10 protein-coding genes are annotated in these 8,778 nt (G+C 40.8%); 1 reads left to right on the plus strand and 9 read right to left on the minus strand.

Going from position 1 to position 8,778, the window contains the following annotated elements:
• Nucleotides 1-638: 638 nt before the first annotated feature.
• The 6 genes from AC787_RS12170 to AC787_RS12195 all read right to left on the minus strand — a co-directional run bounded on the left by AC787_RS12170 (nucleotide 639) and on the right by AC787_RS12195 (nucleotide 5,307).
• Entirely contained in the window at nucleotides 639-1,076 is a 438-nt protein-coding gene (locus AC787_RS12170) for a DUF3888 domain-containing protein (protein ID WP_054025032.1), read from the minus strand.
• Between the two features lie 145 nt (nucleotides 1,077-1,221).
• Nucleotides 1,222-1,680 carry a hypothetical protein gene (locus AC787_RS12175; RefSeq protein ID WP_054025033.1) on the minus strand — a complete coding sequence of 153 codons (459 nt, stop codon included), beginning with the start codon at nucleotides 1,678-1,680 and terminating at the stop codon, nucleotides 1,222-1,224.
• Nucleotides 1,681-1,789: 109 nt separating this feature from the next.
• Nucleotides 1,790-2,347, minus strand: a complete 558-nt coding sequence (locus AC787_RS12180) for a hypothetical protein (RefSeq protein WP_054025034.1) — start codon at nucleotides 2,345-2,347, stop codon at nucleotides 1,790-1,792.
• A gap of 171 nt (nucleotides 2,348-2,518) precedes the next feature.
• A complete protein-coding gene (locus AC787_RS12185; protein ID WP_161807533.1) occupies nucleotides 2,519-3,208 on the minus strand; it encodes a class I SAM-dependent methyltransferase in 690 nt (229 codons plus the stop codon).
• A 311-nt stretch (nucleotides 3,209-3,519) separates the two neighbouring features.
• Entirely contained in the window at nucleotides 3,520-4,002 is a 483-nt protein-coding gene (locus AC787_RS12190) for a hypothetical protein (protein ID WP_054025036.1), read from the minus strand.
• 663 nt (nucleotides 4,003-4,665) lie between these two features.
• Entirely contained in the window at nucleotides 4,666-5,307 is a 642-nt protein-coding gene (locus tag AC787_RS12195) for an HAD family hydrolase (RefSeq protein ID WP_054025037.1), read from the minus strand.
• 588 nt (nucleotides 5,308-5,895) lie between these two features.
• Between AC787_RS12195 and AC787_RS34795 the strand changes: the two genes are divergently transcribed.
• Nucleotides 5,896-5,982: a putative holin-like toxin gene (locus tag AC787_RS34795; RefSeq protein ID WP_268760193.1), complete on the plus strand. Its 87-nt coding sequence runs from the start codon at nucleotides 5,896-5,898 to the stop codon at nucleotides 5,980-5,982.
• A gap of 72 nt (nucleotides 5,983-6,054) precedes the next feature.
• On the opposite strand, the gene AC787_RS32935 is transcribed toward AC787_RS34795, so the two are convergent.
• The 3 genes from AC787_RS32935 to AC787_RS12210 form a co-directional block, all read right to left on the minus strand.
• Complete coding sequence (locus tag AC787_RS32935) at nucleotides 6,055-7,020, minus strand: helix-turn-helix domain-containing protein (protein ID WP_161807534.1); 966 nt, start codon at nucleotides 7,018-7,020, stop codon at nucleotides 6,055-6,057.
• A 356-nt stretch (nucleotides 7,021-7,376) separates the two neighbouring features.
• Entirely contained in the window at nucleotides 7,377-7,745 is a 369-nt protein-coding gene (locus tag AC787_RS12205; RefSeq protein ID WP_082360730.1) for a pentapeptide repeat-containing protein, read from the minus strand.
• Between the two features lie 180 nt (nucleotides 7,746-7,925).
• Nucleotides 7,926-8,366 (minus strand): DUF5412 family protein, encoded by a 441-nt coding sequence (locus AC787_RS12210; protein WP_235561070.1) that lies wholly within the window; start codon nucleotides 8,364-8,366, stop codon nucleotides 7,926-7,928.
• Nucleotides 8,367-8,778: the final 412 nt, after the last annotated feature.

Genomic DNA, 8,778 nt, shown 5'->3' on the forward strand with positions numbered 1-8,778 from the left:
ACACTGTTTGGTTTCCATATTCCAGAATTCATTTTGAGTATGGCCTTTCGAAAATGAAAATATATTATCTATCATTTCACCGAAACTCAATTCTCTGTTTTCATCCCAACATAATGCCAAGAGCTTAGTTATTTCATGAATTTGTTTTGAGTCACTCAATGTTATACCTCCCAATACTTAGAACTTATCCACTTGGTTCTTATTCTTCAGTTGCAGATGCTTATTCATCTTATAATGCCATTAACCAGAAAGTCATATCACATAGCAACTAAATAAGGAAATCGTTCCTTATTTGTTCAACTAACGTGTCCCGTTAGCTGAATAATTTCACTTTGTTTGTTTCAGCCTTGAAATGATAATTGAGATCTGGAAGCCTAATCCTGCTATCAGAATTGGTATTCCAATAGAATCATGTTTAGTTAATATAAAAATAAGAGTCTCATGATTCGGATTACTTTTTGTAAATGCATATTTCCGAACTTGGCATCCCTCCTGACGATATCCATACTGTTTATAATCCTAATTATAATAATTCAATAAGTTTATGGCTATTTAACCTTCCAGTCCGTTAGCGTGGAAAAGGCAACCGGTTGATGTCGGCTGCCTCGTTGTGGTCCGTATTGTGCTATGTTGTCCCGTTACTTCAAAAGATCCTGGTAATTTTGGGGGAATTCGTCCTTATTCGGTCCTCTAAGATGTTCAAAATTTTTCAGTTCGATCCCAGCAGCTGAGATCCTATATGTAAAAACATCTTCACCGATTGGGATATGAGGGCCAACTGTTGGGCGCGCATCAAGTGTAATTAAAAAATCAAAACCACGGAAACCATTTACCCTTTCGGTGTGCGTCACATCAACAAAATAAGGATAAATATCTGGTGAGCCTGGTGCTGAAAGTACATCTGAATATACTTCAGCAAGTTTCTCTCGCATTTGCGGTAATAATAGCAACACCAGCATATCTTGAAGTTGCAGCTCCCTTGAGTCCTCAATTGGCTTCTCACCAACTGCATTACAAAAAGTGGTTTGTGTTCCGACAATTGAAAGTATGATTACAAAGCAAATTAAAACCTTCAAGATAATTTCCCCTTCCTATACCTAAATCCACCAATCACAACTTAATCTATCCAGGTAAGGGAAGAGTATTCATTTGCGTAATCTGCCTGTTAGCTCAACGAGGCTGCCGTATCATGCCTGCAGCCTCATTCTGGTGATTATTAAGCTATAGTTCTCCGTTAGTTGAACGCCAACTATAACTAAATGAAGGCGGTTTAATACGAGCGAATTCTCTATGTACTAAAGCAAATTTGTTATCTGTAAACCACAATGGTTTTGAAAATGTAATCACCTCATTTTCCCCGCGGGGAGTAAGCTCTTTCTTAATATCTACCTTTACATCGAGGATTTCCAAATCGGATCTTTCATCAAAAAAGCTATCCAGCGCTAACTCGTCGCCCTCGTCTACATCATAGAACATTGTTGTCGTCGTTCCTTTAATGTGTAGTAAATCGAGCTCATCGATTACCCATTTGAACTTTTCCACAATATTTTGGCATGGATGAGCAAAGTACAACCAACCTTCACCACTGGGAAGGAAAGTAACAATAACATCCTCCATAGCGCCCGGAGCATATAAGTCATCTAAGGACCACAAACCAGTAATTCGCATTTCTAAAGACAACGTATTCCCTCCGTATTCATTAGAATAAGCAACCGGCCTTTGACAGGCTTCTCTTACATTTTATTGCGCTATCGTTCCTCGTTATCGTAATGGAAAACGGTACCTTGGCTCACTGCTTAACGCTTATATACTGACGTTCTTTCCACGCGAACTCATTCCCCAATCGAAATGTGGATAGTTCAATCACGAGATCGAGTTCTTTTTTAGGAGCATCCGAAAATCTCTCTTGTCCGTGCGCCCAGCAGCAATACAGTTCTAAGTCCTCACCAATTTCCATATTACGGCGTAAATATTTGAAAAGCTCTACTAAGCACTTTTTGCTTGTCTGGTATAAAATGGGGTGAGAATGTTTAATTTCGTCATTGATCTCGAAGGAACCTCCTTCGGGGTTCACTTGGTAAACAAATGGATGACGGAAAAGATGCGAGGATTGTCTGGTTATGGGACCGGTTATATATAATCCTGCTGCATCCTCTTCCGTATCGTAGACATCCATAAGTTTGTCCCCTTTTGGGTATTTCTCCAGTAGTATTTGCATATTGAGTTGATCCTTAGCGGCAGGGTTCACATTCGTTACGTAATCATTAATCGTCATAACTGTTTTTTTCTGTCCGAACGAGCCTGTCGGAAGCTCATGGCTTGCAGCAATATAATAAAATAGGGTCACAGTGTCAAACTCATCTCCTATCTGAAACTATTTTCCAAAGCTTTTAATACCTTTTATTCTACCTAACCGCTCCATTAACCTGCCCGTTAGCGTATTTACTGACTGGTTATAAAATAGCAGTATAGGGTTTGACATACCCCCAAACTGCAGATTATTAGGCTGGCTTACCAACTATGAATTTTGTTTTTCTCTAACAACAAGCCCTAATGAAAGCCATCGCCCACCATCCTGGAGAATCTCTTCTTTATTCCCATCATAATAACGGAAATTATCAACCCACCATTTGTAGCCATCATCAAAATAATATTGGCTTGTAATATTCAAGCCATATTGACGGAATAAATTAGCGTTCCATTCAACCGTTCGAAAATACTCTTTTGAATCACAGAAATAATCAATAGTTATAAGATCGGCTGGAAGTTCTTCATGAAGACACATCGGTTCAGCTATTCCAATTCGTGCGCCTTCTTTTGATACTCGAATTAGTTCTTTAAGCGCTTCAGGACGTTCGTCCTTTATCATTTCAAATGAACCAATACTGATTTCAGCATCAAAGCAATTATCTGCAAAAGGAAGTCTTTGAGCAACAACATTTAAAGCAAGAACACGATTAGAAACTCCTAACTCTTCTGCATTTTCATGTATCGTGTTTAAATCTCCCCATGGTTCCAATGTAACAACCGTAACGTCCCAATACTTCGCCAGAGTTGCCGCTATCTGGCCAGTTCCAGCCCCAACTTCCAATACTCTCATGCCAGCTTGAATATTGGTTGCTTCCACTAATGAAGAAGCCATTTCGAAGGATCCAGGCCCAAGAGGCTGTGGGCAAGCCAAATTTAGAAAAGGATTAGGTTTCTTCAATCGCATTGATTCCCCTCTGATTGGATTCAGAGGAATCACGCAGTTTATTGGGCTAATGATGCGTTATCCCCTAAAAATGCAGCCCCACCGAGAAAACTGTTGTCCTTGTCATTTGACATCGCCACCTCTCCTGATAATAAAAGTATTATATAGTCCATAACAATTGAGGAGCAATGAACTAAACAATTATAATAGATTTTTACCACGCTAATCTGCCCGTTAGTTGAGAAACGGCAGCCGGTCACTTCAATAGTGACCGGCTGCCGTACTGTTTAATTGAGCTATAGTTCCCCGTTAGGTCAATGAAGACTTCAAAACGAGCTATTCCCGCATGCCAGTGAGTTCCATGCCGCTATCTGGGAAATGGAACCGCCTTGCATCCCCGAGGGTGTTATTGCGCATATTTGTTTCGGCCTTGCACCTACTCCATATGTAATCACAGCTCTAACCTGCATAGGGCTCTCGTTCACCTCGAACACAAGATCCGCATGGCCCGTGCAATAGCAACCATCGTCATATTCGGCACGAACGTTACTGAAGGATACTAGTCGAACCCCTTCTTCTTCAGCCAACTTCTTCCAAGCGCTTTCCTTGCTGCCCGTGGTCTTTTGCCCTTCCCAGCCAAACAATTCCGCAGCTCTGTCGTAGTTTTGCTCCTGGACTGCTTTCAGGAATGAAACGGTTTGCTTTTGTATGCCTATTGGGTTCCAAAACAAGGTTACTTTGTACAGCAAAAACATTATGCACAACAACAACCCCAAATAACCTACCGATTTCACAAGTAGTTGATTCATCTCTGTCCTCCCTCCATTCTATACAGTAGACGAAACAGATAGGAAAAGTGTTACGTTAATCTGCCCGTTAGCGTAATGGGACGTTACCAGTCTAATACTTTATTTTCTCAGTCTAACACTTTATTTTTCAGTCTAATTCTTTATTTTCTTTTAACAGTACTCCAATAATCATACCCACGCCTCTTTGGGAACATAATATTTGGCTTATTTAGTTGGTAAATTAACAATTGAATACCCCTTAACGACAGCCAGATCGGATACGCGATAATGTAGGTACATTTGTGTCTCTAGCTGACAATGTAGGCACTTTTGTGCGTATCTCATTGACACAAATTTACCTACATTAAAAATAAAAAAGCCCTATAAATGGCTTTTTATAAGAAGTTTATATTGGCACTTTTGTGTCCACCGACAGTGCCACTCTTCTGCAGTGAAGTGACTCGACCACTATGTGCGGTGGCGCATTTACCTTTACCTTACCCATACACAAACCTCCGAAAAATAGTCTAACGAACCCTGCGAGAAGTCGGGACGGTCACACTTTAATCCAACCCGAACATGCCGTGGTACCCAGCAGCCAAGCTCCACGTTCCACGGGCATCACGTGAGTTCGCGCCGCCCTCACTGCACTTCACTTTTAAAGTGAGTACGGGAAATGCTCTCTCAGGTTACATTCAGGATAATGTCCTTTAGTTCAATCAGAGTCTTGATTCGATAGCTGGCCTTTGAGAAGTCATGTGTTTTTGTGAAGTCGTTATGGACAATAGCACAGTTGATACCAGCCGCCACGGCTGAGTTCAACCCTCTGTTTGAATCCTCTACAACCAGGGTCTCTTCTTTGGTAGCTCCGAAGCGCTTTAGGCCGTTCAAGTATGGTTCCGGGTGCGGCTTGGTGCGCTCGTAGTCTTCGCGAACAAGGACGAATTCCATGAATTGTCTAATCTGGCGCTTTTCATGAATAAGTTGAAAATCCGCACGTTTTGCTGTCGTCACGATGGCCATGCGGACGTACTTTGACAGTTCGGCTAGAGTTTCAACTACGCCTTCAATCTCTATGACTTCTGTTCTTAGATATTCCTGATAATAGACGTTGCGGACCTCACGCTGCTTGCTGATGGTCTGTTCATCAATACCTGCCGCCCTAGCTTGGGACCAAGTGCCCAATGACTGGGTCATGTCGCGGAGGTATTGATCTTTATCCAAGGTAAATCCAATGTCAGCCAGAGCGCGTTCTCCCGCTTTGTAATACCAGAATTCAGTATCAACCAGAACACCATCATGATCGAAGAGTATGTACTTTTTCATTGTTTCGCTCTCCTTTGTCAGCTGCCGCAACCATGCGTGCCATCACGCGGGCGATTATTTGGTTTCTTTGTGATTTAAAACAATAATTTATTTAGAATGGACATTTCAAATCTGGCTTATGATTATGATCGTTTAGCCACCAATGGAACTCGAGTGTTTTTTGTAATTGAAATCAGCATTTCAAGAGCTACTTCTTATACTTGCTAACGAGTGATAATTGCAAAAATCACCATTACGACTATTTTGCAAACAGCAGGTGTGCCTTTAACGCCACCAACTACCATTCTTCTTGTAACTCTTGGAACCTATCATATGTCCCAACTACTAGATCATAAATATGCTGTAATCTTTATTTATAGGTTAAATTACTCCACTCTGAATTATTTTATCACCTGCAAATGCCCTATGAAAAGCCATATAAATCCTCATTTTTGTAGTTTAAATAGCCTTCTTATCACATTATGTAGAATAAGTACTTAAATATATTTAGTTCATTCAACACTTCCAGAAATACCCATTATACATTATATTTACCTTAGACGACTTGTACACGGCGGACACCTCACTAGAAAGGTGGAGGTTGTAAGCATGGATATATTTCAAGCTCTTTCAATCATGTTTGCATTTGGGTTATTTATACTCACACTGTTAACCTATATTGACAAGAGGAAATGATCTGAAGTGGCACTAGTTTTGGTTTGAAACCATACTAATAAATCCGCCATTTACAAGCCGCCGACATACAAGTCAGATCACCTCAATGATCTGGCTTTTTTTATTTACTAGCAATAAATCAGTCATTTTTGAATTTGGCAACCACCTTCTCAATGTCCCTTGATAGACGAAAGGAGCAAGACTTGCCAGCAGATCCGGGCTAAGATATTCTGCTTCGACTCCACCAATCAACTTCTCGAAATTTTCCCTGTCCAGAAAAGGTGCGAGGCTTATGATCCGGTTCGCATCGATGGTGCCGTCTACAACCCGGTCTACCAAACGACTTAATGTCTCTCTGCTAATAAAGGGTGCCAGCCCTTGAACGGAATGCCAGCTCAAGCTGCCCTCTTCTGCTTGTTGTACCAAYCGATCTACATGYTCTCTTCCAAGAAACGGCGCAATTCCAACAAGATTGTGCACTTCTAAGGAACCGTCAATCGATTTATCTACCAGTCGGTTTAATGTGTCACTGCTGACGAACGGAGCGAGTCCGGTAATGACATTCCACACAATCTCGCCCTCTTCTGCCTGACGAACCAGTTCATTCAATGTATCTGTTCCAAGGAACGGAGCCAGCCTCATGATCACGTCTAATTTAAAGACGTTGCTGTCTAATCGTTCAGTAACCTTATGCAGAACGCTTGCCTTTACAAACGGCGCTACTTCTACAAGCTCTTCCACCTCCACCTCTCCGGTATTGACCATCTCTGCAACTTGTTCTGGCCTGTTCTCTGCGATCTCCTCAACGATCGTTCCTAGGTGCTGGTGCTCCCGATTTTTTGCGTTTTCTCCTGCATTAATAATGTCGTCTACCGTTTTGCCGAATAACCTCGCAAGCTGCGGAAGCGTTCCGATATCCGGTAGCGAATCGCCCCGTTCCCATTTCGATACCGCTTGATGACTTACATTCAGTTGATCTGCAAGTTCCAATTGGGTCAGATCCTGGTCTTTGCGAAGCTTCGAAATATAAGCTCCAATTTTACGTAAGTCGAGCATCATATTACCTCCGAAAAAAACAAAATGTACAGTGCGCACCGTCGAAAACAGCATAGCATTTCCGCAAACGTGATTCTATCAAGCGTTGGTTGAATTGTCACATCCGCTTTATTCAACTGCCGGTAGAAGTGTCCAGATTGAAAATCGCCAGAGAGGGTAGCCAGATGATCCCGCAGCATATGCGAGATCTGGAATCCACCCGACCTACACTACTTTTGTCGCTTTCATTTATAGGTTTTTTCTACAAATCATTTCCATTAACCTGCCCGTTAGCTTAACAAAGAAGGGAACAGCTGCAACGTAGCAAACTGCTCCTTATTTGTTCAACTATAGTTCCCCGTTAGCGTAACCAAACTTCGTTATTTAGCGGAGTCAAAACAAAACAGCTGCCATCCGTTTGACAGGTTACAATTATGAAAACTTACTGGTTTATATTGTCCCTCGGGATTGTAGTTTCCGTCTCCTTCTTGAGGAAGGACGACATTATGAAATTCTGTTCCAAATAAATGGACATGCTGAATTCCTAAACCTGACAGATTTGCGTTCGAGATTTTAATGCTACTCATATTAACATCATTCAAAACCATTTCACTCATGTTTGCGTTATTAATTTTCGTCTTTGCCAAGCTGACATTATCGATATCAAGTTCCTCAGCTCTGACCTCATGCCACTTCGATCCGGAGATATCCGTCATTTCCAAATCCAACGTTTCCGCCTTCATGCCCATCTTGTTATCCCCCTTATTAAAATGAATTGCTCTCTTTACTTCAACGTGCACCCCAATATTTCCTGTATTATCCATTAAACTAACCTGCCCGTTAGCTTAATACAATGAGCAGGCCACCGCAGTGCCTGCTCATCATATGTATTATTAAACTATCGTTCCCCGTTAGCGCAATAAGAGATATTAGTTTTGGTAGCAAGTCTCATATTCGCCTTTCATTAATAAACTCTTACAAGCTAAACCATTTTCGTGATAAATCTCTTTACCAATTTCTAATTTGATACTTCTATTCGAATTTGGATAATTAGGATCGTCATTTAGAATGTACAGTGTATCCTCATCCACCCATTCCATAGAAAAATTACTTTTTGCATCACTATAATAAACAATTTGCACTTTATTCTTCTCATTATTCTTTGTTATTTCAACCCATACATTAACACCGCCTGCTGCACCTCCATAAAGTTCATAATAAGCATTAGCCGTATATTCTTCAGTGGGGGATGTTACAGGTCCAGGTCCCTTTTGGGCGGATTCTCTATCAATATCACTAAATGTAAAAAAGTACATTTCATATAAATAGATTGAAGATGCCAAAACAACCCCTGACAACGTTGCAATCATCAATTTTTTAGGAAAAGCTCTCTTTTTAATAAAAGAAATTATTATGTTAACACATAGTATCAAAAATAATATAACGGTAATGAAAGAAATTAAGAAACCAAATAGAATTAGAATGACGGTAGTTATATAAGAACCCCCTTATTATTCACTTCCCAATTATAACCTAATACGCAGAAGACATAGGTATTGTTGCGTTAAACTGCCCGTTAGCTTAATAAAGAAAGGGAGCAACAGCCGCAGCAAACTACTCCATGTTTGTTCAACTATCGTTCCCCGTTAGTTGAATCAGCAAGCTGGCAGATCAGAGCATGATAAGCAGTAAGTAAACTGGACTTATTCGCTACTTAATTGTTTATACATGTACCATAGAAGGTCTTGTGGCATTTTCTTTCCACGTTTACTTTCCTTCTTA

This window comes from Bacillus sp. FJAT-28004 (genome assembly GCF_001280845.1).
GTDB lineage: Bacteria > Bacillota > Bacilli > Paenibacillales > Paenibacillaceae > Pristimantibacillus.

Bases quoted from the DNA above. Each gene is read 5' to 3' on its own strand.
- AC787_RS12210 (WP_235561070.1), bottom strand. From the start codon at position 8,366: ATGATTGCAACGTTGTCAGGGGTTGTTTTGGCATCTTCAATCTATTTA.
- AC787_RS34795 (WP_268760193.1), top strand. From the start codon at position 5,896: ATGGATATATTTCAAGCTCTTTCAATCATGTTTGCATTTGGGTTATTT.
- AC787_RS12195 (WP_054025037.1), bottom strand. From the start codon at position 5,307: ATGAAAAAGTACATACTCTTCGATCATGATGGTGTTCTGGTTGATACT.
- AC787_RS12190 (WP_054025036.1), bottom strand. From the start codon at position 4,002: ATGAATCAACTACTTGTGAAATCGGTAGGTTATTTGGGGTTGTTGTTG.
- AC787_RS12205 (WP_082360730.1), bottom strand. From the start codon at position 7,745: ATGGGCATGAAGGCGGAAACGTTGGATTTGGAAATGACGGATATCTCC.